The sequence below is a fragment of the Actinacidiphila epipremni genome, from assembly GCF_012034175.1.
Taxonomy (GTDB): Bacteria; Actinomycetota; Actinomycetes; order Streptomycetales; family Streptomycetaceae; genus Actinacidiphila; species Actinacidiphila epipremni.
Genome location: NZ_JAATEJ010000037.1, coordinates 15,804 through 38,122 on the forward strand (window position 1 = coordinate 15,804; position 22,319 = coordinate 38,122).

17 protein-coding genes are annotated in these 22,319 nt (G+C 73.6%); 10 read left to right on the forward strand and 7 right to left on the reverse strand.

What is annotated here, in order from left to right:
* Positions 1 to 82 precede the first annotated feature (82 nt).
* Complete coding sequence (locus tag HCN08_RS31720; RefSeq protein WP_167986774.1) at positions 83 to 1,282, reverse strand: zinc-dependent alcohol dehydrogenase; 1,200 nt, start codon at positions 1,280 to 1,282, stop codon at positions 83 to 85.
* Between the two features lie 221 nt (positions 1,283 to 1,503).
* On the opposite strand from HCN08_RS31720, the gene HCN08_RS31725 reads away from it, so the two are divergent.
* The 3 genes from HCN08_RS31725 (at position 1,504) to HCN08_RS31735 (ending at position 3,332) form a co-directional block, all read left to right on the forward strand.
* The gene (locus HCN08_RS31725) at positions 1,504 to 2,208 is read left to right on the forward strand and encodes an alpha/beta hydrolase (RefSeq protein ID WP_167986775.1); all 705 of its coding nucleotides are present in this window, start codon (positions 1,504 to 1,506) and stop codon (positions 2,206 to 2,208) included.
* A 79-nt stretch (positions 2,209 to 2,287) separates the two neighbouring features.
* Positions 2,288 to 2,632 carry a muconolactone Delta-isomerase gene (locus HCN08_RS31730; protein WP_167986776.1) on the forward strand — a complete coding sequence of 115 codons (345 nt, stop codon included), beginning with the start codon at positions 2,288 to 2,290 and terminating at the stop codon, positions 2,630 to 2,632.
* Positions 2,616 to 3,332 (forward strand): GntR family transcriptional regulator, encoded by a 717-nt coding sequence (locus HCN08_RS31735; protein WP_167986777.1) that lies wholly within the window; start codon positions 2,616 to 2,618, stop codon positions 3,330 to 3,332. Before HCN08_RS31730 ends, HCN08_RS31735 begins: the two co-directional genes overlap by 17 nt.
* Before the next feature lie 3 nt (positions 3,333 to 3,335).
* Here the strand turns inward: HCN08_RS31735 and nrfD are convergent, their stop codons facing one another.
* The 4 genes from nrfD to HCN08_RS31755 all read right to left on the reverse strand — a co-directional run bounded on the left by nrfD (position 3,336) and on the right by HCN08_RS31755 (position 9,873).
* Complete coding sequence (gene nrfD / locus HCN08_RS31740) at positions 3,336 to 4,424, reverse strand: NrfD/PsrC family molybdoenzyme membrane anchor subunit (protein WP_167986778.1); 1,089 nt, start codon at positions 4,422 to 4,424, stop codon at positions 3,336 to 3,338.
* Positions 4,421 to 5,413: a 4Fe-4S dicluster domain-containing protein gene (locus HCN08_RS31745; RefSeq protein ID WP_167986779.1), complete on the reverse strand. Its 993-nt coding sequence runs from the start codon at positions 5,411 to 5,413 to the stop codon at positions 4,421 to 4,423. The genes nrfD and HCN08_RS31745 overlap by 4 nt, the downstream gene beginning before the upstream one ends.
* Positions 5,410 to 8,673 (reverse strand): formate dehydrogenase, encoded by a 3,264-nt coding sequence (fdh, locus tag HCN08_RS31750; RefSeq protein ID WP_167986780.1) that lies wholly within the window; start codon positions 8,671 to 8,673, stop codon positions 5,410 to 5,412. The genes HCN08_RS31745 and fdh overlap by 4 nt, the downstream gene beginning before the upstream one ends.
* A 186-nt stretch (positions 8,674 to 8,859) precedes the next feature.
* Positions 8,860 to 9,873 carry a DUF4331 family protein gene (locus HCN08_RS31755; protein ID WP_167986781.1) on the reverse strand — a complete coding sequence of 338 codons (1,014 nt, stop codon included), beginning with the start codon at positions 9,871 to 9,873 and terminating at the stop codon, positions 8,860 to 8,862.
* A 313-nt stretch (positions 9,874 to 10,186) separates the two neighbouring features.
* Here HCN08_RS31755 and HCN08_RS31760 point away from each other — a divergent pair, with 313 nt between their 5' ends.
* Both HCN08_RS31760 and HCN08_RS31765 read left to right on the forward strand, forming a co-directional pair.
* Positions 10,187 to 11,161, forward strand: a complete 975-nt coding sequence (locus HCN08_RS31760; protein ID WP_167986782.1) for a thaumatin family protein — start codon at positions 10,187 to 10,189, stop codon at positions 11,159 to 11,161.
* A gap of 135 nt (positions 11,162 to 11,296) precedes the next feature.
* Complete coding sequence (locus HCN08_RS31765) at positions 11,297 to 12,280, forward strand: thaumatin family protein (protein ID WP_322974803.1); 984 nt, start codon at positions 11,297 to 11,299, stop codon at positions 12,278 to 12,280.
* A 19-nt stretch (positions 12,281 to 12,299) separates the two neighbouring features.
* On the opposite strand, the gene HCN08_RS31770 is transcribed toward HCN08_RS31765, so the two are convergent.
* Positions 12,300 to 13,205, reverse strand: coding sequence for an aldo/keto reductase (locus HCN08_RS31770; RefSeq protein WP_322974804.1), 906 nt, complete (start codon positions 13,203 to 13,205; stop codon positions 12,300 to 12,302).
* Between the two features lie 623 nt (positions 13,206 to 13,828).
* Between HCN08_RS31770 and HCN08_RS31775 the strand changes: the two genes are divergently transcribed.
* The 4 genes from HCN08_RS31775 to infA all read left to right on the forward strand — a co-directional run bounded on the left by HCN08_RS31775 (position 13,829) and on the right by infA (position 20,252).
* Positions 13,829 to 15,004: a methyltransferase domain-containing protein gene (locus HCN08_RS31775; RefSeq protein WP_322974805.1), complete on the forward strand. Its 1,176-nt coding sequence runs from the start codon at positions 13,829 to 13,831 to the stop codon at positions 15,002 to 15,004.
* Between the two features lie 503 nt (positions 15,005 to 15,507).
* On the forward strand, positions 15,508 to 19,596 hold the full coding sequence (locus HCN08_RS31780; RefSeq protein ID WP_167986783.1) for a discoidin domain-containing protein: 4,089 nt from the start codon (positions 15,508 to 15,510) through the stop codon (positions 19,594 to 19,596).
* Between the two features lie 264 nt (positions 19,597 to 19,860).
* A complete protein-coding gene (locus HCN08_RS37010) occupies positions 19,861 to 20,031 on the forward strand; it encodes a hypothetical protein (protein ID WP_407648919.1) in 171 nt (56 codons plus the stop codon).
* On the forward strand, positions 20,028 to 20,252 hold the full coding sequence (infA, locus tag HCN08_RS31790; protein ID WP_167986784.1) for a translation initiation factor IF-1: 225 nt from the start codon (positions 20,028 to 20,030) through the stop codon (positions 20,250 to 20,252). Before HCN08_RS37010 ends, infA begins: the two co-directional genes overlap by 4 nt.
* 65 nt (positions 20,253 to 20,317) lie before the next feature.
* On the opposite strand, the gene HCN08_RS31795 is transcribed toward infA, so the two are convergent.
* Positions 20,318 to 20,740, reverse strand: a complete 423-nt coding sequence (locus tag HCN08_RS31795) for a MarR family winged helix-turn-helix transcriptional regulator (RefSeq protein ID WP_167986785.1) — start codon at positions 20,738 to 20,740, stop codon at positions 20,318 to 20,320.
* Positions 20,741 to 20,920: 180 nt separating this feature from the next.
* On the opposite strand from HCN08_RS31795, the gene eno reads away from it, so the two are divergent.
* Positions 20,921 to 22,219 (forward strand): phosphopyruvate hydratase, encoded by a 1,299-nt coding sequence (eno, locus tag HCN08_RS31800; RefSeq protein WP_240970625.1) that lies wholly within the window; start codon positions 20,921 to 20,923, stop codon positions 22,217 to 22,219.
* Positions 22,220 to 22,319 lie beyond the last annotated feature (100 nt).

A 22,319-nucleotide genomic window follows, 5' to 3' on the forward strand; every position in this document is an offset into this window, starting at 1 on the left:
GGTGCTCCTTTCTGGGCTCTGTGCTCGGTAGGTGAGCGCGGGTGCGCGCAGGTGCGCGGTGCGCGGTGCGCGCGGGTGCGCCTCAGACGGGCTCGGGCGGTGCGTCGGTGACGCCCTGCCAGGGCAGGACGGTGGCGTGGATGACCGGGCGGTCGTACGCGCCGGCGGTCGCGCGGATGGCGGTGTGGACGCCGTCGAGGCCGACGGTCAGCGACGACATCGCCTCGACCGGGTAGCGCCCGCAGGCCATCAGCGCCAGCGCGTGCTCGACCGCCTCGAAGCTGTGCCCGCGCACCCCCCGTACGGTCAGGTACTTGCGGGAGAGCAGGCCGAAGTCCAATCCGTCCAGGGGCACTCCGGCGCTGACCGCGCTGACCAGGGTGCCGCGCTTGCGGGCCATCGCGATGGCCTGGTTGACGACGGCGGCGGTGCCGGCCGCGACGTCGATCACGACGTCGGCCATCGCGCCGCCGGTGATCCGGGCGACCTCGGCGACGGGGTCGGTCTCGTCGGCGTACAGGGTGTGGGTGGCGCCGAGCCGGCGGGCCACCTCCAGCCGGTGGGCGTCGGCGCGCAGGCCGACGCAGACGATGACCGGCGCGCCGGCGGCGTGCGCGCCGAGCACGCAGCCCAGGCCCTGCTGCCCCGGGCCGATCACGACGACGGTCTTGCCGGGGCCGGCGCCGCCCTCCCGGAAGGCCCATTCGTAGCCGTTGGCGATCGGCAGGGCCATCGCCGCGTGCGTGTCGGGCACGGCGTCGGGGACCCGGTGCAGCACGGAGCGCTCATGCAGCCGCAGGTACTGGCTGAAGCCGCCCCACAGGCCCGGGGCCCTGGTCAGCGGGGTGCTGCCGTAGCGCAGCGCGTCGGGATCGTGGGAGGGGTCGGAGCCCAGGCACAGCCGGAATTCCGAGGTGCGGCAGAAGTGGCAGTGCCCGCAGGGCAGGTACTCCTCCACCACCACCCGCTCGCCGACGCCGACGCCCCACCGCCGGGCCGCGGCCTCGCCGAGCGCGACGATCCGGCCGACGTTCTCGTGGCCCATGACGCGTGCGGGCAGCCCCTCCTTGTCGTACGCGACCACGTCGGAGCCGCACACCCCGGCCGCGTCGACCCGCAGCAGGCCCTCGGCCGGGCCGACCGGCGGCACCGGCAGGGTGCGCAGCTCGGTGCTGCGCCGGCCGGTGGTGACGGCGGCGAGCGTGGCGGTGGGGAGCGGGGCGGGGCGAGCGGGGTGCGTCGCCGCGGTGGACAGACTGCGGGAGGAGGCGGAGGACGTCATCGTCGGGTGATCTCCACGAGGTGCGCTGTCGGCTGACCTCGGGCACGCTAATCGTTAACGATTTTGTCGTCAAGAAGAAAAACCCGATGAACTTGCCGCCCGTTGAACGAGCTTTTCCTTCCTCGATGCCTGATTTATCCCGCAGTTCCGCCCTGGACAACCGCCAACAGGATTGGCAACAATGTTGTGCGCGTGGCGCCCCGACGTGCGTCACCGAAGGGATGCGAACTGTGGAATACGTGTTGGTCCCCGGCGCCTGGCACGGCGGCTGGTGCTGGGATCGCGTCGCGCCCCTGCTGCGCGCCGCAGGACACGGGGTGCACACCCCGACGCTCACCGGCGTGAGCGACCGCGCCCACGCCCTCACCCCCCAGGTGGGGCTCGGCACGCACGTCGAGGACGTGGTGCGGCTGCTGGACGCCCACGACCTCACCGACGTGTGCCTGGTCGGGCACAGCTACGCCGGCCAGGTCGTCGCCGCCGTCGCCCAGTTGCGCCCGGAGCGGCTGGCGTGGCGCGTCCACCTCGACGCCTTCGTGCCGGACGACGGCGACGCCGCCATCGACCTGCTGCCGGCCGAGGTCGCGCACCACTACCACGAGTCGGTGCGCGAGGCCGGCTTCGGCTGGCTCATACCGCCGCGCTCGCTGACCACGCTCGGCGTGACCGCCGAGGCCGACCTCGCCTGGCTCACCCCGCGCCTGACCCCGCACCCGTGGCGCGCCTACACCGAGCCGGTGCGCACCGGCCCCGAGGCCGCCGCCGTCCCGGCCCGCTACATCGACTGCACCGACTGGCTGGGGGTGTTCGCCCCGTACGCCGACAAGGCCCGCCGGCTCGGCTGGGACGTCAGCCGGCTGGCCACCGGGCACGAGGCGATGGTGACCGCGCCCCGCGAACTGGCCGCGCTGCTGCTCGCCTGCTGAAGTCCCGTGATCAAAAGCCCTACTGACACCCCGTTAGCCTTTTGTCCCCCCGTTTCCCGCGACAGACAAGGACCCCGCGATGGAATGGCTCGTGCGCACGCACAACCGGCTCCCGGCCGACACGCCCGCCGCAGAACGCGAGCGGCTGCGCGCCGCCGAGCGCGGGCGCGCCATGGAGTTGCGGGCCGAGGGAGTCCTGAGAAAACTGTGGCGGACACCCGGGAGCACGGGCACAGTAGCCCTCTACGAATGCCGGGACGCCACGCATCTGCACGACGTCCTGTCCTCGCTACCGGTCTTCCCGTGGCTGGAGGTGAGCGTCGAACCGCTGGCCACCCACCCGCAAGAGGCACACGCGGCGGCCCTCGCCGCGGCACACGGCTCCCACGACCACAGCGAAGGGTACGATGACCAGCCCGTCTGAAGCGGCCTCGTCCTCCGTCGACCTCGTCGACCGCGTCCGGCTCGCCATCGCCCACGGCGAACTCCTGCCGGGGCAGCACCTGGTGGAGACCGACCTCGCCGCCATGTTCAGCGCCTCACGCGGCGCGGTGCGCTCCGCCCTGACCGTGCTGGACGCCGACGGCCTGGTCACCCGCACTCCCAACCGGGGCGCCCGGGTGCGGCCGATCTCGCTCGCCGAGGCGGTGGAGATCACCGAACTGCGGGCCGTCATCGAGGGGTTGTGCGCGGCGAAGGCCGCCCAGCGCGCCACCGCCCAGGAGCGCGCCGACCTGCGCCGTACCGACGACCTGATGCGTGCCGCCGTCGAGGCCGGCGACTCGGCCGCGTACAGCCGGCTCAGCGAGACCGTGCACGAGACCATCCGGCGGATCGCCGCGCAGGCCACGGCGGTCGACGTGCTCGACCGGCTGCGCTACCGCAGCGTGCGCTACCAGTTCAGCGTGGCGCGGCTGCCGGGCCGGCCGCAGCAGGGCGCCGAGGAGCATTCGGCGGTCGTCCGGGCGGTGGTCGCCGGCAAGGCCGACGACGCGGAGCGGGAGATGCGGGCCCATCTCCAGAGCGTGATCGGCGCGCTGTACGACCTCCAGGCCCAGGGCGGCCTCTACGCCATCCCGGCCGCCTCCCGGCCGGCGACGATGAGCCCCGCGCCCGGCGCGTGAGCGTCATGGCGCCCCGGCGGGCGGCCCGCCGGCGGCGTCCGCCGCGGCCTTGCGCAGCCGCTCGCGCTGCGGGACGACGGTGTACTTCGGGTCGTCGGCCGACGCGAGTCCGGCGTGGAAGACGCCGAAGCGGGTGCACGCCGAGGCCGCCAGCAGCGCGGCGCCGCTGACCGCGGCGGCGGTACGGCTGCGGCGGCCGGCGAGCACCGCGCCGGCCGCGCCCGCCACCGTCAGGCCCTCGGCCAGGCGCATCAGGCGGCCGGCCCTGCCCTGCCGGTAGGGCTCGGCGACCATGCCGAGCCGGTGCTCCATCAGCTTGACCGCACCGGTCTCCAGCACCGCGCCGAAGACCGCGGCGCTGACGGCCGGGCCGTTCTCCGCGACCGGCGAGGCCGCCAGCGCCATCCCCGCGGCGGCCGTGGTCGCCGAGCCGGTGAAGACGAACGGCAGCTCGCGGTGGCCGTCGTGCCAGGCCGGCACCGCGGTGTTCGCCGCCAGCACGGCGGTGTAGGCGGCGACGGCCGGGCCGAGCAGCGCGGCCCCGGCGGTCGCGGCACGGCCGATCCGCGGCAGCCGGCCGCCGACGTCGAGGACCGCGGCGGCGCCGGCGGCCGGCGCGTACGCGGACAGCAGCCACGTACCGACGCTCATCGGCGAGGTGGGCCGGAAGACCCGCAGCATGTTCACGAACCGCTCGGGGCGGCCGAGGTCGTGGATGAGCGCGGCGGTCGAGGCGCTGATGGCGGTGAGCGAGGAGATCTTCAGGGCCCGGGCCATCACCGGCCGCCCGGTGGCCTGCGCGCCCGCGGCCAGCACGGATCCGGCGCCGGCCAGGCCGCCGAGGAAGAAGTAGCCGGCGATGTCCAGCGGCTGCCAGGTGGGCCGGTTGAGCACGGGCCTGCCGTAGTAGGAGGTGAACTCCGCCTCGGGGACCATGAGTTGCTCGCCCCTGCGCCCGCGCCTGCGCCGGCGTGCGCCACCGCCGCGCCCGCGGTCGTCGAGCCCGCGGTCGTCGAGCCCCGCGCCGACCTGGGCCTCGCGGCCCGGCCGTTCACCGGTGATGCCGTCCTTGCCGACGTTCGACGTGCTCATCGCAGACCCTTCCGCAGGGCGCCGTGGGCGGCGAAGACGGCGGCGATCCCGCCGAGGACGGTGGCGGCGGCTGCGCCGGCGTGCCGCCACATCGACGGCAGGTCGCGCGTCGTGACGACCGGGGCCGGCGGCAGCCCGTAGACCTCGGGCTCGTCCAGCAGCAGGAAGAAGGCGCCGTCGCCGCCGACCCCGTCGTCCGGGCTCTCGCCGTACAGCCGCGCGTCGGTGACGCCGCCGGCGTGCAGCTGCTCGACGCGGGCCGCCGCGCGCTCGCGCAGCTCGTCGAGCGGGCCGAACTGGATCGAGTCGGTCGGGCACGCCTTCGCGCAGGCCGGTTCCCCGCCCGCGCCGAGCCGGTCGTAGCACAGGGTGCACTTCCACACCCGGCCGTCGTCCTTGCGCTGGTCGATGACGCCGTACGGGCAGGCCGGCACGCAGTAGCCGCAGCCGTTGCAGACGTCCTCCTGGACGACGACGGTGCCGTACTCGGTGCGGAACAGCGCGCCGGTCGGGCAGACGTCCAGGCATGCGGCGTGGGTGCAGTGCTTGCACACGTCGGAGGCCATCAGCCAGCGCAGTTCGGTACGGCCGTCCGGTGACGGCGGGCCGGGGGTGGTGGGGGTGACCGCGGCTTCGGCGGGCGGGGTGCCGGAGCCCCGGGCGGCCAGCGCGAAGACGTCGACGGTGCTGTGGTCGACGCCGGCCTGCGCGCGGCCGAGCGGTTTGCCCTGCTCGATGAAGGCGACATGCCGCCAGGTGTCGGCGCCGAGCCCCTGGGTGTTGTCGTAGGACATGCCGGTGAGCTCCAGGCCGTCCTCGGGGATCGCGTTCCACTCCTTGCAGGCCACCTCGCACGCCTTGCAGCCGATGCACACCGACGTGTCGGTGAAGAAGCCGACCCGCGGCGGGTGGTCCGGGCCGTGCCCGGCGTCGCCCGCCGGGTCGGGTTCGGCCCCCGCGAGCAGGTTCCGGCCGATGAGCGAGGTCATCCGCGTACCTCCGTCCCGGTGTTCTCGGTGATGCCGGCGCGCCGCCGGTAGCCGGCGATCAGGTCGAGCAGCGCGGGGCCGCGCGGGCGGCGGCCGGGCCGGATGTCGGCGGTGAGCGCCTTGACCTCCTGGATGTGCACGTTCGGGTCCAGCGCGATCGCGGACAGCTCGTTGGCCGCGTCCCCGGTGGTGTAGCCGTTGGGGCCCCAGTGGTAGGGCAGCCCGATCTGGTGGATCGTGCGCCCGCCGGCGCGCACCGGGCTCATCCGGGTGGTGACCAGCACCCGTACCTCGATCGCGCCGCGGGCGGTCACCAGGGTGGCCCAGCCGGTGTGGTCCAGGCCGCGCTCGGCGGCCAGCTCCGGTGAGACCTCGCAGAACATCTCCGGCTGCAGCTCGGCCAGGTAGGGCGACCAGCGGGTCATGCCGCCTGCGGTGAAGTGCTCGGTGAGGCGGTAGGTGGTCACCACGTACGGGAAGACGTCCGCGCCGGGCTCGGCGCCGCTGGGGTGGAAGCGGTTGTGCTCGCGGGAGAAGATCTGCCGTACGGGGCTGCGCTGCTGGCTGCCGTAGAGCGGGTTGCTGACCGGCGAGTCCTGCGGCTCGTAGTGGGTGGGCAGCGGGCCGTCGACCAGCCCGGCCGGGGCGTACAGCCAGCCCTTCCCGTCGGCCTGCATGATGAAGGGGTCCACGCCGCTGAGCGCGTCCGGTCCGGTGGCGCCCTGCGGCGGGCGGTAGGACGGCGGGCGGTCGGGGACGAAGTCGGGCACGTCGTGGCCGGTCCAGCGCTGTGCGCCGGCGTCCCACCACACGAGCGCCTTGCGGTCGCTCCAGGGGTTGCCGTCGGGGTCGGCGGAGCAGCGGTTGTACAGCACGCGGCGGTTGGCCGGCCACGCCCAGCCCCATTCGGGGGCGACCCAGTCCTGCTCGGTGTGGGGCTTGCGGCGGGCGGCCTGGTTGACGCCGTCGGCGTAGACGCCGCAGTAGATCCAGCAGCCGCACGCCGTGGAGCCGTCGTCCTTCAGCTCGGTGTAGGCGCTCAGCGGCTGCCCGCCGGCGGTGCGGCCGTTGATCTCGGCGAGGACCGCCTCCGCGTTCGGCTCCTGGATCGTGCCCTCGGTGGGGTAGTCCCACGTCAGGTCCTGCACGGGGCGGTCCATGGGGTCGGTGGAGTCCGCGAGGCGCTGCTTGACGCGCCGGCCCAGGTGGTACATGAACCACAGGTCGCTGCGGGCGTCGCCGTCGGGTTCCTTGGCGGCGAAGTGCCACTGCAGGGTGCGGTTGGTGTTGGTGAAGGAGCCGGCCTTCTCCACATGGGCGGCGGCCGGGAAGAAGAACACCTCGGTGCCGATGTCGGCGGTGCGCAGCTCGCCGGTGGCGATCTCCGGCCCGTCCTTCCACCATGTCGCGGACTCGATGAGCGAGAAGTCCCGTACCACCAGCCATTCCAGGTTCGCCATGCCGAGCCGCTGCATCTTGGCGTTGGCCGAGCCGACCGCGGGGTTCTCGCCCATGAGGAAGTAGCCCTTGCACAGCCCGTCGAGCTGGGCCAGCACCGTCTCGTAGGTGCTGTGCGAGCCGGTCAGCCGCGGCAGGTGGTCAAAGCAGAAGTCGTTGCCGGCGGTCGCCGCGTCGCCGTAGTAGGACTTGAGCAGGCTCACCATGTAGGAGCGCATGTTGCCCCAGAAGCCCTTGTCGGTCTTCACCGCGTCGATGAAGGTGTCGAGGTCCTGGTGGGTGTGCGCGTGCGGCATCGGCAGATAGCCCGGCAGCAGGTTGAACAGCGTCGGGATGTCGCTGGAGCCCTGGATGCTGGCGTGACCGCGCAGCGCCTGGATGCCGCCGCCGGGCCGGCCCATGTTGCCCAGCAGCAGTTGCAGCACGCAGGCCGCGCGGATGTACTGCGCGCCGACGGTGTGCTGCGTCCAGCCCACCGCGTAGACGAACTCGCTCGTGCGGTCGCGGCCGGAGTTCTCGACCAGGGTGCGGCACACCTGGAGGAAGGTCTCGGGCGGGATGCCGCACACCTCCTGCACCATCTCCGGGGTGTAGCGGGCGTAGTGGCGCTTGAGGACCTGGTAGACGCAGCGCGGGTGCTGGAGGGTCGGGTCGCGGCGCGGCTCGCCGCCGATCGCGGCGCCGCCCGAGCCGTGCGACTCCGAGCGGCCGGAGGCGGACACCGACTGGCCGCCGTGCGAACGCTCGTCGTAGAGCTTGTCGCGCTCCCCCGAGGCCGCCTGGACGTCGCTGCCGTCGTACTGCCAGCTCGCGACGTCGTAGTGGCCGGTCTCCTCGTTGAGCCCGGAGAACACGCCGTCGAGGTCCTCGGTGTCCCGGAAGTCCTCGCCGACGAGGGTGGCGGCGTTGGTGTAGGCCACGACGAACTCGCGGAAGTCCGCCTCGTTGCCCAGGACGTAGTTGATGATCCCACCGAGGAAGGCGATGTCGCTGCCGGCCCGGATGGGCACATGGAGGTCCGCGAGCGCGCTGGTGCGGGTGAAGCGCGGGTCGATGTGGATCACCTTGGCGCCGCGGGCCTTGGCCTCCATCACCCACTGGAAGCCCACCGGGTGGGCCTCGGCGAAGTTGGAGCCCTCGATGACGATGCAGTCGGCGTTCTGCAGGTCCTGCAGGAAGGTGGTGGCGCCGCCGCGGCCGAAGGACGTGCCGAGGCCGGCGACGGTGGAGCTGTGGCACACCCGGGCCTGGTTCTCCACCTGCACGATGCCCAGGCCCGTGAGCAGCTTCTTGATGAGGTAGTTCTCCTCGTTGTCCAGCGTGGCCCCGCCGAGGCTGGCGATACCGAGGGTGCGGTTGACCCGGGCGCCGTCCTGCTCCCACTCCCAGGTCTCCCGGCGGGTGCGGATCACCCGTTCGGCGACCATGTCCATCGCCGTCTCCAGGTCCAGCGGCTCCCAGTCGGCGCCGTGCGGCGGCCGGTAGAGCACCTGGTGGCGGCGGGCGTCGCCGGTGGTGAGCTGGAGCGTCGCCGAGCCCTTGGGGCACAGCCGGCCGCGGCTGACGGGCGAGTCCGGATCGCCCTCGATCTGCACGATCCGGTCGTCCTTGACGTACACGTCCTGCGCGCAGCCCACCGCGCAGTAGGGGCACACCGACTTCACGACCTTGTCCGCGGTCTCGGTGCGGGCCCGCAGGCTCCTGCTGACCGGCGACTGGACGGCGGCGCCGCGGCCCAGCGGGTCGTCGCCGGTGAGCTGCCGGTACACCGGCCACTTCTCGATCCAGGTGCGCACGCCCATGCTCGTCCCTCTCAGCCGCGCGGTGGCCCGCGGGAACGGTTCACAGCCGAGTGTCCGCAAACGCGCGTTCCACACCTGGCGGACCCGGGCCGGCCCCTGTGACCACCCAACACCCGGGAGCCCGGACCCGCCTGCCGAGGCCCGCCCCGGCTCACCCGTCCGGCCCAGCGCGGCGGGCGCCCGGGGTCAGTCCGCCGCGGGGTGGGGGTTGCCGAGGTAGGGGAAGACGGTCAGGGTGTCGGTGTGCGGCGACAGGCCGGTGGGCGGGATGTCGCCCTTGGACAGGAACGCCAGGCGGTGGTTGATGACGTCGTCGGTGAAGACCCGGCCGTTGGGATAGCGGGCCGGCTTCGAGGGGTCGTACGTCAGCATGTCGGGCAGCAGGCCCTCGGCGTCGATCGCGGCGATGGCCTCCTCGCGCGAGTAGTCGCCGGTGTGGCCCATGAGGTGGACGAACTGGTCGGTCCACCGCTCGCGGTCGTGGACCGGCTCGCTGGCGTTGTACTCCACCTTCGTCTCGTCGGTGTTGAAGAAGCTGCTGACCGAGGGGTGGCCGGCCCGGTCGACGTGCTCCAGCCGGCCGTCCTTGCGGACGCTGCACCGGCCCCAGATCCGGATGTCGGGGTCGGCGCCGAGGTCGGCGGTCGGCAGCTCCATCACCGTCGAGAAGACGTTGGCCGACACGTTGGAGTCCACACCGGTCCACGGCGAGTCGCCGCCGAGGTGCGGGGCGGTGAAGTTGCGACCGCCGCTGGTGTCGTAGAGCTTCTGGATGCCGTCGAAGTCGAAGAAGAAGGCGTCGCTGCGGGCGCCGGCGAAGAAGGTGGCCGAGCCGGCGCGTACCGCCTTGGCCTGGGGGCCGAAGGAGACCTCCGCGTCCGTGACGACCTGCTCGCCGACCGCCTCGGGCGAGCGGGCCTGCTCGCCGCGCGCGACGAAGACGCTGAAGGTCTGCCGGCCGTCCTTCGGCGGTGCGAAGACGTAGCTGACCGCGATGTCGGTGAGGGCGTCCCCGTCGTTGTCGATGTTCACCCGGTAGATGGCGTCGGGGTGCAGCGCGTCGGCGTTGGGGTTCGCGTTGAGGATGATCACCGTACGCGTCGGGTCGCCGGGCGCCTGGAAGGCGTACAGGTCGCACAGGTCGAGGCGCTGGTCCCCCAGCGGCGGGCCGAGGCTCAGTCCGGTGAAGTGGTTCGACATCCCGCTTGTCCTTTCGGCGTTCGCTGAGGGGAGGTTCACCCCGGGGGACACTCAACCACAAAAGGGATCAAACGGGCGCGAGGCGCGGCCAGGTGGGCGGTCGCGGCGGCAACTCGGGGGCGGCGTCCCGGGGTTTCGGCGGCGGGGGCGGCCCGGCGCGCTTCGCCGGCCGGCCGGGTTTCCGTTATCCCGCGCACGGCGCCGCGGTCTCCTGTGCACAAGCCGCCGCAGAAGCTGTCAAGGGGTGCTCGCATTGCCAGGAAGCCGGGCGTCGCGCCATCGCGGACGACGCAGGAGCGCACGATCGGCGGCCGTGGCCACGGCCGCCGTGCTCGTCACATGTCTGGCCGTGCTCGCGGCGGTGCTGTTGACCCGTGGCGGCCCCACCGCTCCGGAGCGCGCGGCCGGCGTCCCGTCGCCGGCCGCGCCCGCCACGACGGCCGGCGTCACCACTCCCCCGGCCGCCCCGCCGTCCGCCACCTCGGCCCCGCCCTCCGCGACGAAGCCCCCGACCCGCTCGGCAACGCCGACCGCGCGGCCGTCGGCCACCGCCCGCAGTAAGTCGGGCTCCGCGGCGGCGCCCGCGGGCAAGCGGACGATCACCCTGGTCAACCGGCTCTCCCAGACCATCTGGCCGGCCGTCGCCGCGGACCCCAAGCACCCCGTCGAGGCGACCGGATGGGTCCTCAAGCCCGGCGCGAGCCTGAGCTTCAGCATCCCCGACCACTGGGACGTCAGGCTCTGGGCCCGCACCGGCTGCTCCTTCGACGCCGCCGGCAACGGCCACTGCCTCACCGGCGACTGCGGGCACTTCCAGTGCGGCTCCACGTGGGGCGAATTCCCCTCCACCCTCGCCGAGTTCAACCTCAACGCCTGGCAGGGCATGGACTTCTACGACGTGAGCCTGGTCGAGGGCAACAACCTGCCGATGTGGATCAACAGTTACGGCGGCTCCTCGCGCGACAAGCTCGACGCGAACGGGTGCTCCGCCGCGGGCTGCACCCGGGACGCCAACGCGACCTGCCCCGCCAAGCTCCAGCGCATCCGCGGCGGCCATGTGGTGGCGTGCCTGAGCGCGTGCCTGGTCTTCAAGACCGACCAGACCTGCTGCACCGGGCCCTACGCGGCCCGCCCCCAGTGCGTGCCGTCGTCCTGGCCGGTCGACTCGGCGGCCGTCTTCAAGAAGGCCGAGCCCTTCGCCTACTCCTACGTCAACGACGACGCGACCAGCGTCCTGACCTGCTCGGGCGAGTGCGGCTACCGCGTCACCTGGGGCGTCAGCCCCTAGCCGGGCCCCGGATCGGGGCTCGTCAGATCGCCGGCCGCGAGGCCGCCCGCCCACCCGTAGCAAGGAAGAGACGCAGCAATGGCAAGTGGACGCAGAAGGCGCGGCGCAAGGCCCGTACGACGTCGCCTGTGGTACGTGGCGACGACCGCCGTCACGGCGGCGGTCGCGATCCTGGTCGGGTACGCCCTGTGGTCGCCGTCCGGTTCCGGCTCCGGTTCCGGGCGCACGACGGGCGCGGAGCACCGCCTCACCGCCGGGCCCGGGCCCTCCAGCGCGCCGGCCGCCTCCTCGCCGGCGCCGGCCGCGCCGAGCAGCAGCGCGTCGGCGTCGCCCTCGCCCTCCGCTTCCCCCTCGGCCTCCGCCTCGGCCAAGCCGGGCGCCACGGCGAAGGGCACGCCGAAGCCGCCCGGCAGGCCGGCGGCCGGCCCGACCAGCGCGCCCGCGGGCAAGCGCCTGATCACGGTCGTCAACCGGACCTCGAAGACGGTCTGGGCGGTCGTCACCAATACACCGGTCTATCCGGCCGGCCACAAGCTGGCCCCCGGCCAGAGCGTGTCCGTGACCGTCGCGAACAACTGGGGCGGCCGTATCTGGGGCCGCACCGGCTGCGCCACCACCGCGGCGAGCCACTGCGCCTCCGGCGACTGCACCAGCGTCTGCGACGGCGCCAACCCGCCCACCACGCTGGGCGAGTTCACCTTCGACGCCTACGCCGGGATGGACTTCTACGACGTGAGCATGGTGGACGGCTCGAACCTCCCCATGTACATCAACGTCTCCCACACCACGACCACCGACCCGGTCAGCGCCGCCGGCTGCTACAAGGGCGTCTGCACCACCGCGATCGACTGCCCGAGCGCCATGCGGCAGATGTCCGGCGGCCAGGAGATCGGCTGCAAACCGCCCTGCGCGGCCTTCGGCGGCGACACCTACTGCTGCCGCGGCGCCTGGGCGGGCCGCGAGCACTGCGTCCCGTCGAAGTGGCCGGTCGACTACACCCAGGTCTTCAAGCGCGCCGAGCCGTACGCGTACTCCTACGCCTTCGACGACTCCGCGACCATGGCCTGCAAGGGCGCCTGCTACTACAAGGTGACCTTCGGCACGACAGCCGGCACCTGACGCCCGTACGGCCGGCCGCTCACGTCCACGGCATGGCCGAGCGGCGGGTCCAGTACGCCTCGGGGTCCACGGCCAGGGGCGCGTAGTCGTCGGGGGCGGGCGGTGGCGTCGTCAGGGCGGCGAGGTTGGCGTGGAGCTGGCGGACGGTCACGGCGCCGGACAGCACGACGTCGGCCCAGGGCTGGGCCAGGGCGGCGGCGAGGGCCGGCCCGGCGGGGTCCTCGCCGAGCGGCGCGGTGGCCGGGCCCGGCGTGGCGAGCAGGCCGTTGGCCAGGGCCTCCTTGACGATCACCGTCCAGCCGGCCGCCTTGGCCTCGGCCAGGGCGGGGCCCGCGGAGGGCTCCAGGACGTTCCAGGTGGCCTGCACGGCGGAGAAGACGGGCCGCCCGCCGACCCGTACGGCCAGCGCCTTGCGCAGCGTACGGGCCTGGTGCGGGCCGCTGAGGCTCAGGCCCACCGGGACGCCGAGGCCGGCGAGGTCGTGCAGGACCGCCTCGTCGTCGAGGACGCCGGACTCCTCGGTCGCCGAGTGGATCTGGTAGAGGTCGAGCCAGCGCCCGAGCAGCGCCCGGGACTGCGGCCACTGGCGGGCCAGCGCGGCGGCGGTGTGGTCCTTCACCTCCTGGACCGGCGCGCCGGGCTGCCAGTCGGCGGTGTAGGTGTAGCCCCACTTCGACGAGACGGTGACGTCCTGCGCCCCGATGCCCCGGCCGCGCAGCCACCCGGCCAGGAACTCCTCGGCCAGGCCGTACGAGCGGGCCGCGTCGAACCACCGGATCCCGCCCGCCCAGGCGGCGTCGCACACCTCCTCGCAGCGTCCGCGCAGACCCGCGACGGAGCGGTCGGCGCCCAGGGACGGGCCGTGACCCACGGTCAGGTACTCCGGCCGGCCCAGCGCCGCCAACCCCAGTCCGAGCACGGCCACCGGCGTTCCTTCCCTCGTCCCGTCCGCCTTCCCGTGCCGGATTCTCCCCCACCCGGCCCCGCCCCGCGCTCCCGGCGCGCCCTGACCCGGCGGCGGCGCCGTCGCGGGCGGTGCGCCGTCCGGGCAGCGCACCGCTTTCCGCGCATCCGGGAGCTTCTACGCAGATTGTCGTATGGATCGCGCCCGGGCATCGGCGCAGGCTTGCCCCCACCCCCGCAGGGCGCCCCGCTGGGATCCCGCCGGACTCCCCTCACCGGCGCGGCGACGGCGCCCCCGCCGAGGGGCGCGCTCCCTTGCTGCGCCGCGCGCCCCTCGGCGCGTCCCCGCGCCGGCCACCCGGGCCCGCCGTCCGGGCACGGCTCCCACCGCCCGCCGGCTCGCCCTGCCGTGGTGCGCGCCCTCGTTCTGCGCCGCGGTGCTTCATCGCGCCGTCCGATACAGTCCGTGGGGGTGCGGCTCCATCGTGCAACTGGTGCTGCTGGGACGACCATCGACCCGTGGAGGGCCTTCATGGACGGCGAGCACGCGAAGGACGGGCCACCGCTGGAGGAGGGCACGCCCCCGCCGGGCAACACCGACGGCCAGGTGCCGCCGGCTCCGGAGCCGGAAGGCGCGCACAAGAAGTGACGCCCGCGGTCATCGCCGAGCAGCGCACCCTCCAGTGCGAGGACATGGAGCGACGGGGCCTGTGGCCCGAGCGGTCACCGTGGCTGCGCGCCGCCGTGGACGCGTTGCCGCGCGAGGACTTCGCGCCGGACCGGCTGTGGCGCTGGGACGGCCACGCCTACGTACCCGTCGACCGCGCCGCGGACCCGCGCCGGTGGGCCGACCAGGTCTACGGCGATCCCTTCGAGGCCGCGGTCACCCAGGTCAGCGGCGGCTTGCCGACGTCGAGCCTGTCGTGCACCGCGGTCGTGGTGGACATGCTCGACTCGCTGCTGCTCGAACCCGGCGAGCGGGTGCTGGAGTTGGGCAGCGGCACCGGGTGGAACGCCGCGTTGCTGGCCTGGCGCGCCGGGAACGGCAAGGTGCTCAGCATCGAGGTGGACGCCGGCCTCGCCGAGCAGGCCCGGTCCCGCCTGCGCGCGGCCGGCGCCGCGGCGGACGTCCACGTCGGGGACGGCGCCCGCGGCCGGCCCGGCGAGGGGCCGTTCGACCGGGTGATCGCGACCTACGCCGTGGACGAGGTGCCGTGGGCGTGGGTCGCCGGGACCCGGCCGGGCGGCCGGATCGTCGCCCCCTGGGGGCGGCTCGGCCACATCGCGCTGACCGTCGCCGACGACGGGCAGCGCGCGCAGGGCTGGTTCCAGGGCCTGGCCCAGTTCATGCCCGCGCGCGGCACGGCCGGCCCCGAGCGCACTTTCGCGCAGGTCCGCGGCGGCGAGCCCGTGCAGGACGAGCGGGTGGTCGCCCGGGACCTCGCGCCGCTGCGCGACAGCCGGCACCTGCTGTTCGCGCTGCGGGTCGCCGTACCGGACGTACGGATCACCACCAGGACCGACCAGGACGGCGTCAACGCCTGGCTCCACGACGGCCGCTCGTCGTGGGCCGCCCTGTCGGCGGCCGGCACGGGCCGGACCATCGCCTACCAGGCCGGGCCCCGGCGCCTGGCCGACGAGGTCGAGGCCGCCTGGGACACCTGGGCGCAGGCCGGCTCCCCCACCGTCCACGACTTCGGGATGACCGTGACCGCCGGTGGCCAGGTGGTGTGGGCCAACGACCCGGTCACCGGCCCCCACTGGCCCGCAACGCCGGCGTCCGTTCCGGGGGGTTCGTCTTGCGGGCGTCCCCTTCCGTGAGCCACCGAAACAGGTCGCCCCGCTCGTTCCGCGCCACGTGAGCAGTCCCCGGGGGCCGGACGCACCGCGTGGTCCCACCTGGTGGGCCCGGAGCTTACGGCCGCCCTGTGAGGGGACTCCCGGCCACCTGCCCCGGGCAGCTGCCGTAAGCGCCCGCCCCGAGGCCCGGGACGACGACGAACGCGCCGGCGTACACGGCGTACACCGCGCGGTGCGGGAGCATGAGCCCAGCGCGGCGTGTCCCCCCCGGGGGCGGTGACCTCCCGGCGCCCCACGGGAGGCGTACGCGTGCGAATCCCGCCAACGACGCCTTGACTTCCGGCCCACCGTGGCTGAATCTTGGCAACGTTGTCACGCCGGTTCCCCCTCGTACGCGTCACTGCCGCAAGCGGCGGGTGGCCGGTGAAGCCATGGGCAGACAACGTTGTCACCCGATGGGTGCAGGCGGACGCGGTGGTCAGGGCCGCGTCCGCCGCCCATCCCGCTCCCGATGGGATTCCCGCATGGCACGCAGGCCGGACCAGCCCCAACGCCCTTCCCGACGCGCGGTCGTGACCGCCGGGTCGTCCCTGCTCGCCGGCTTCGGGCTGAGTGCCGCGCTGCCCGCCGTCGCGTCCGCCTCGGCCCCCACCGCCCCGGGGTCCGCGCCGCACGCGCCCGCAGCCGCGGATCTGGCCGCGTACCGGCCGGTGCATGTCTCGTCGACCGCCTACGCGCCCACCCCCGGCGAGTTCGTCGTCGACAAGGTCGCCACCCGCGGTGTCCGCGGCACCGGTTGGCGGGCGGCGGACGGCGATCCGCAGTGGGTGTCGGTCGACCTCCAGGCGGTGTGCGAGGTCGCCCTCGTGACGCTGACGTTCGAAGCCGCCGCCGGCGACCCGGTGTTCGTGCCGAGCCCGACCGGCAACTGGTCGGACGGCACCACCGGGCAGGAGATCCTGTCCAGTTACGCCACCGCGTTCACCGTCGAGACGTCGCTGGACGGCAGGTCCTGGACGAGCCTGTACCGCACGACGTCCGGCACCGGCGGTACCGTGCGGATCACGCCGCCCGCCCCGGTGCGGGCGCGCTTCGTACGGATGACCGCGACCAAGCGCTCGTCGGCCAATCCGCTCGGCCTCAACGGCTTCGAGGTCCACGGCACCGGGCCCGCGCACCGCCCCGCGGCCACCGGCTGGACCGACTGGGGCCGCCACGACGCCCGTCCCCCGAAGCTCGCCGTCGCGGCCGACGGCACCGTGCCGCTGGAGTCCGGGTGGGTGCTCACCATGGACGACTGGGCGGAAGGCGACGGCGCCGACCTGTCGCGTACCGGCGTGGACACCGGCGGCTGGCTGCCGGCGGTGGTGCCGGGCACCGTGCACGGCGCGCTCGTCGCGCAGGGCAAGCTGCCCGACCCGGTCGCGGGGTTCGGCAACATGCACGCGCCCGAGGCGCTGTCGCGCCACTCCTGGTGGTACAAGCGGGACTTCGCGCTCCCGCCGGGCCTGGACACCGGCCGTGGCCGCCATGTGTGGCTGGAGTTCGACGGCGTGAACCACCAGGCCGAGGTGTGGCTGAACGGCGCGAAGACGGGCACCCTCACCTATCCCTTCGCCCGCGCCGCCTACGACGTGACCGGCCATCTCGCCTCCGGCACACAGGCGTTGGCCGTCAAGATCACCCCCATGCCGGTGCCCGGCAGCCCCGGCGACAAGGGGCCCGCGGGGCAGTCGTGGGTGGACGCGGGCGCCCAGCAGATGAACCTCAACTCCCCCACCTACCTTGCCTCGTCGGGCTGGGACTGGATGCCCGCGGTACGCGACCGGGCGGCCGGCATCTGGAACCACGTGCGGCTGCGCTCGACCGGGCACGCCGTGATCGGTGACCCGCGAGTGGACACCGAACTGCCCGGCCTGCCCGACACCTCGGTCGCCGAGGTCACGATCGTCGTGCCGGTGCGCAACGCCGACACCGCCGACCAACGGGTCACCGTCACCGCGCAGTTCGACCGGGTACGGGTCAGCACCGAGGTGACGGTGCCGGCCGGCGCGTCCGCCGATGTCGTCTTCTCCCCCGCCGACCACCCCGCGCTGCGGCTGCGCAACCCGCGGTTGTGGTGGCCCAACGGCTACGGCGACCCCGTGCTGCACGACCTCACCCTCACCGCGGCGGTCGCCGGCCGCACGAGCGACCGCCGCACCACCCGGTTCGGCATCCGGAAGTTCGGCTACGAGTACGCCACCCCGCTGCCCTTCACCGCCTCCGCCGACTCCTACGTGCAGTCCGTCGCGCTGCCCGAGGCCGTGCAGGCCCGCTTCGTGCGCATCAAGTGCGCTGAGCGCGCGACCGGTTGGGGCTTCTCGATGTGGGCCCTCTCCGTCGTGGACAGCGCGCACCCGGACACCGACCTCGCCCTGCACGGCAAGGCCACCGCCTCCAGCGCCGCCGACGGCACCGACCCGTCCGCCGTGACGGACGGCGACGCGGGCACCCGCTGGACCTCCGACTACGCCGACGACCAGTGGGTCCAGATCGATCTCGGCTCGCTGCGGTCCTTCGACCGGGTCGACGTCACCTGGGAGCAGGCGTACGCGAGAACCTATGTCGTGCAGGTCTCGCCGGACGGCTCGGCGTGGACGGACGCGCAGTCCGTCGACAACACCGCGATACCGCTGCCCTTCAACGGCGGTGACGCGAGCCTGCGGCTGGAGAGCGTGCCGGCCACCACCGCGCGCTATGTGCGGCTCACGTGCGGCCTGCGCAACACCAGTTGGGGCAACTCGCTGTGGACGTTCTCGGTGATCGACAGCGCCCGGCCGGGCACCGACCTGGCGCTGCACGCCAAGGTGGCCGCCTCGACGGAGGATTCGTCCTACCCCGCGTCGAACGCCACCGACGGCAACCCGAACTCCCGCTGGTCCTCGGCCTACGAGGACGACCAGTGGATCACCGTCGACCTCGGCTCGGCCCAACGCTTCGACCAGGTCGCGGTGTTGTGGGAGGCGGCGTACCCGAAGACGTATGTCATCCAGTCCTCCGACGACAACGCCACGTGGCAGGACCTGAAGTCGGTGGACAACACACCGGAGGCGCTGAAGATCAGCGTCAACGGGGTGCGGGTGCTGGCCCGCGGCGGCAACTGGGGCTGGGACGAGCTGATCCGCCGGATGCCGGTGGAGCGCATGGACACCGCCGTGCGGATGCACCGCGACATGAACTTCACGATGATCCGCAACTGGGTCGGCTCCAGCAACCGCGAGGAGTTCTTCGCCAAGTGCGACGAGTACGGGCTGCTGGTGTGGAACGACTTCCCCAACGCGTGGGGCATGGACCCGCCGGACCACGACGCGTACAACTCCCTCGCCCGCGACACGGTGTTGCGCTACCGCATCCACCCGTCGGTCGTGGTGTGGTGCGGCGCCAACGAGGGCGATCCGCCGCAGGCGATCGACGACGGCATGCGCGAGGCCGTGCAGGCGCAGGCGCCCGGCGTCCTCTACCAGAACAACTCGGCCGGCGGGAACGTCACCGGTGGCGGCCCGTACTACTGGGTGGAGCCGTCCCGCTACCACGACCCCGCGCTGTACGGCAGCCACAGCTTCGGCTTCCACACCGAGATCGGCATGCCGGTCGTCTCGACCGCCGAGAGCCTGCGCAACATGGTCGGTGACGCTCCCGAGTGGCCCATCGGCGGCCCGTGGTACTACCACGACTGGAGCGAGAACGGTAACCAGGCGCCGCAGCAGTACGTGGCGGCGATCGAGGCCCGGCTCGGCACGGCGACCGGCCTCGACGACCTCGCCCGCAAGGCGCAGTTCGTCAACTTCGAGAACACCCGGGCGATGTTCGAGGCGTGGAACGCGCACCTGTGGGACGACGCCAGCGGGTTGATGCTGTGGATGTCGCACCCGGCGTGGCACAGCACCGTGTGGCAGACGTACGACTACGACTTCGACGTCAACGGCACGTATTACGGGGCGCGTTCGGCGTGCGAGCGCTACCACGTGCAGGCCGGCCCGGCGGACGGCAAGGTGTCGGCGGTCAACCACACGCCGGGTGCGCTCAAGGGGGCGGTCGTCACCGCCGAGGTGTACGACCTGGGCGGCGGGCGGCTGGCGAAGCAGCGGCGGGCCAGGGTGGACGTCGCGCCGTCCGCCACCGCGGATGCCTTCGCGGTGCCCTTCGACGAGGACCTGCCGGACCTGCACCTGCTGTGGCTGACGCTCACGTCGGCGGGCGGCGCGGTGCTGTCGCGCAACGTCTACTGGCGCTACCGCGAGCCGTCGGCGATGAAGGCGCTCAACTTGGCCCGCCGGACGACGCTTTCGCTCTCGTCGTGCCGTACGGCGCACTCCGGCGGGCGCGGGCAGGTCACCGCGACATTGCGCAACTCCGGTTCCGCGGTGGCCGCGATGGTGCAGCTGTCGCTGCGGGACGAGCGCGGCGAGCGGATCCTGCCGGCGGAGTACGGCGACAACTACGTGTGGCTGCTGCCGGGTGAGTCCCGTACGGTCACGGCGTCGTGGCCGGCCGCGGCGCTGCGTTCCGGCGGGCGCGCGGTGCTGCGGGCGGAGGGGTACAACACCAAGGCGGTGAGCGCCAAGGGGTGAGGTCACCCCGGCGGGGGGGGGCGGCCGGTCTTGTGCGTCGGCCGCCCCCTTGCGGTGTCCGGCGGGACTGCCGTCCGCGTCAAGGGAGTTGAACGGGGCGGTGCCGCGCCGCTAGGGTCGTCGCGGATCGTGAAGTCGTCGTAGGAGGTGAGACCCGTGAACGCAGTCACCCATGGGTGCTCCCTCATCCCGCCACGGTCCGGCGGCTGACCTCCGGTGTCGCCAGGAGCGCCTGAGATCGAGGCTCTCCTGGAAGGAACTCCGATGAGCACTGAGCCTTTCGTTTCCGGCCCGAGCGCGTCCGCGGTGCGTGTCGCCGAGCAGCGCCGCGGCACCGCCTGGAGCGAGGTCCACGAGTCCGGCACGGCGGCCACCGCCCTCGTCGAGGGCATCGGCGCCCGCCGGTCCGGCGGCAACCTGGAGCTGGTGCGATGACCAAGCACAAGAACGTCATCGAGGTCGAGGGCAGGGTCGTGGAGTGCCTGCGCAGCGCCATGTTCACCGTGGAGCTGGAGAACGGCCACCGGGTCCTCGCCCACATCAGCGGCAAGATGCGCAAGCACTACATTCGCATCAACCTCGAAGACCGCGTCCTGGTCGAGCTCCCCCCGTACGACCTGACCCGCGGGCGCATCACCTTCCGCTACCGCAACTAGCCCGTTTCGCCCGGCCCCGCCCCCCCCGGGGGGCGGGGCCGGGTCCCGTGGCAGGGGCGGGCCCGTCAGTGGGCGGCGAGGCGTTCCATCAGGGCGGCGCTGCGGGCGAGGGTCTCGCGTTCCTCGGGGGTGAGCTCGGTGGCGATGGCCTGGGCGAGCCAGCCGGCCCGGCGGCCACGTTCGGCTTCGAGGGCCGCGCGGCCGGCCGCGGAGAGCTCGACCAGGGTCTTGCGGCCGTCGGTGGGGTGGGCGCGGCGGGCGACGAGGCCCTGCTCCATGAGCAGGCCGACCGCGCGGGCCATGGACTGCGGGCGTACGCGCTGGTCGGCGGCGAGGTCGCTGGTGGTCATGGCGCCGTCGCGGTCCAGGGTGCCGAGGACGGCGACCTGGCCGAGCGGGATCCGGTCCTCGTGCTTCACGCGCCGGGTGAGCTTCCCCATCGCGGTACGCAGTTCGGTGGCGACGGTGGCGGGTTCCGGGGTGGGCATAGAGCACTTTAACGTCCGCCGGCGGGCGGTTCCGCATGCCGTGACGTGCGTGAATGAACTGCACAGCGTAAGTGAACAGCAATGCTGTGCAGTTTTGCTGTAGAGTCGGCGGCACCGCGGCACGCGCCAGTGCTGTCGCAGCAGGGCCGCGGCATGCCAGAACGGGAAGGAACTCCCCTCATGCGCAAGGCAGTCGATGCCACCGCCATCCGCTCCGTCACCGCCCGGGCGGTCCTGGACAGCCGCGGCAACCCCACCGTCGAGGCCGACGTCCTGCTCGCCGACGGCTCCTTCGGCACCGCCGCCGTACCGTCGGGCGCCTCCACCGGCGCACGGGAAGCCGTCGAGCTGCGGGACGCGGACCCGGCGCGCTGGCACGGCAAGGGCGTGGACCGCGCCGTCGCGCACGTGGCCGGCGAGATCGCGCGGGCGGTCGTGGGCCGCGACGCCGACGACCAGGCCGGCCTCGACGCCGTGCTCGTCGCGCTCGACGGCACGCCCGACAAGTCCCGGCTCGGCGCCAACGCGCTGCTCGGCGTCTCGCTCGCCACCGCGAAGGCCGCCGCAGCCGCCCACGGCCAGCCGCTCTACCGCTACCTCGGCGGCGCCGACGCGCGGCTGCTCCCGCTGCCGATGATGAACATCGTCAACGGCGGCGCCCACGCCGACAACCCGCTGGACTTCCAGGAGTTCATGATCGCGCCGGTGGGCGCGCCGACCTTCGCGGAAGCCGTCCGCATGGGGTCCGAGGTCTTCCACACCCTGCGCCGCGACCTGCTGGCGGCCGGGCACTCCACCGGCGTCGGCGACGAGGGCGGCTTCGCACCCGCGCTGCGCACCGCCGAGGAGGCGCTGGACTTCGTCCTGGCGGCCGTCGAGCGCACCGGCTACCGCCCCGGCACCGACATCGCCCTGATCATGGACCCGGCGTCCTCGGAGTTCTTCCGGGACGGCGGGTACGTGTACGCGGGCGAGGGCGTACGGCGTACGCCCGCCGAGCAGGCGGACTACCTCGCCAAGCTGATCGACGCGTACCCGATCGTCTCGATCGAGGACCCGATGGCCGAGGACGACCTCGACGGCTGGCGCGAGCTGACCGCCCGTGTCGGCGACCGCTGCCAGCTCACCGGCGACGACGTCTTCTGCACGAACGTGGACCTGCTGCGGGAGGGGATCCGTACCGGCGTCGGCAACTCGGTCCTGGTGAAGGTGAACCAGATCGGCACGCTGACCGAGGCGCTGGACGCGGTCGGCGCCGCGCACCGCGCGGGCTGGACGGTCGTGATGTCGCACCGCTCCGGCGAGACGGAGGACACCACGATCGCGGACCTGGCGGTGGCGACGGGCTGCGGCCAGATCAAGACCGGCTCGCTGTCCCGCTCGGACCGCACCGCGAAGTACAACCGGCTCATCAGGATCGAGGAGGAGCTGGGCGCCTCGGCGCGGTACGCGGGCGGGTCGGTGCTGCGCCGCGCCTGATCCCGCGGGCGGCCGGCAGGCGATCACGCCGGGCGCCGCCGGGGCGACACAAGTGGCCGAGTCCGGCGGGGCGTGAGATTTTCCCGTCAGGGGGCGGGGT